1 protein-coding gene is annotated in these 1,660 nt (G+C 50.9%); it reads left to right on the top strand.

The window, feature by feature from the left end:
• Positions 1-1,660: hypothetical protein (locus tag JQC92_RS22205; protein WP_205001703.1), on the top strand; the 1,660-nt coding region annotated here is incomplete at both ends.

Genomic DNA, 1,660 nt, shown 5'->3' with positions numbered 1-1,660 from the left:
CGGCGTTTGAAGGTCTATTTAAATATAATAATGGCGCAATAACAGCCTTTGCAAACCTATCCGACAGTGATATTGAGTGTATAGCTAAACATCCTCAATTATCGTACGTTATGTCGATGTGCCGCCAAAAAGGTCTGCCCACGCCAGCGGCGCTGAACACATTCTTCAAAGATGAGTATTTAAAAGGTGATAACGGCCGCTTATGCAAGACAAAGCTGGCTGCGGTGGCCAGTATGTGCTGCCAAAAAGGTCTGCCCACGGCAGAGGCAATGAAAGCATTCTTCAACGATAATCATCTGAAAGATGGACGTAACTTGTGCCTGACAAGGCTGAAGGCGGTGGCCAGTATGTGCCGCCAAAAAAGTCTGCCCACGGCAGAGGCGCTGAACACATTCTTCACTGCTGAGTATTTAAAAGGTGATAACGGCCGCTTGTGCAAGACAAAGCTGAAGGCGGTGGCCAGTATGTGTTGCGAAAAAGGTCTGCCCACACCAACGGAACTGAAGGCATTATTCAACGATAATCATCTGAAAGATGGACGTAACTTGTGCCTGACAAGACTGAATGCGGTGGCCAGTATGTGCCGCCGAAAAGGTCTGCCCACGGCAGAGGCGCTGAACACATTCTTCACTGCTGAGTATTTAAAAGGTGATAACGGCCGCTTGTGCAAGACAAAGCTGGCTGCGGTGGCCAGTATGTGCTGCCGAAAAGGTCTGCCCACACCAACGGCACTGGAAGCATTCTTCAACGATAATCATCTGAAAGATGGGCGTAACTTGTGCCTGACAAAGCTGGCTGCGGTGGCCAGTATGCGCTGCCAAAAAGGTCTGCCTACGCCAGCGGCGCTGAACACATTCTTCACTGCTGAGTATTTAAAAGGTGAGGACGATAGCTTGTGCCTGACAAGGCTGAAGGCGGTGGCCAGTATGTGCTGCCGAAAAGGTCTGCCCACGGCAGCGGCGCTGAACACATTCTTCAAAGATGAGCATTTAAAAGATGAAAACGGCCGCTTGTGCCTGACAAAGCTGGCTGCGGTGGCCAGTATGTGTTGCGAAAAAGGTCTGCCCACGCCAGCGGCAATGAAAGCATTATTCAACGATAATCATCTGAAAGATGGACGTAACTTGTGCCTGACAAGGCTGAAGGCGGTGGCCAGTATGTGCCGTCGAAAAGGTCTGCCCACGCCAGCGGCGCTGAACACATTCTTCAAAGATGAGCATTTAAAAGATGAAAACGGCCGCTTGTGCCTGACAAAGCTGAAGGCGGTTGCCAGTATGTGCTGCCAAAAAGGTCTGCCCACGCCAGCGGCGCTGAACAAATTCTTCAAAGATGAGAATTTAAAAGATGAAAACGGCCGCTTGTGCCTGACAAAGCTGGCTGCGGTGGCCAGTATGTGTTGCCGAAAAGGTCTGCCCACGCCAGCGGCAATGAAAGCATTTTTCACTGCTGAGTATTTAAAAGGTGATAAAGGCCGCTTGTGCAAGACAAAGCTGGCTGCGGTGGCCAGTATGTGCTACCAAAAAGGTCTGCCCACGCCAGCGGCAATGAAAGCATTCTTCACTGCTGAGTATTTAAAAGGTGATAACGGCCGCTTGTGCAAGACAAAGCTGGCTGCGGTGGCCAGTATGTGCCGTCGAAAAGGTCTGCCCACGCCAGCGGC

It is taken from the genome of Parashewanella hymeniacidonis (assembly GCF_016900895.1).
GTDB lineage: Bacteria > Pseudomonadota > Gammaproteobacteria > Enterobacterales > Shewanellaceae > Parashewanella > Parashewanella hymeniacidonis.
The sequence above is the reverse complement of the archived record's forward strand: the minus strand, read 5'-3'. Positions and strand labels throughout refer to the sequence as shown.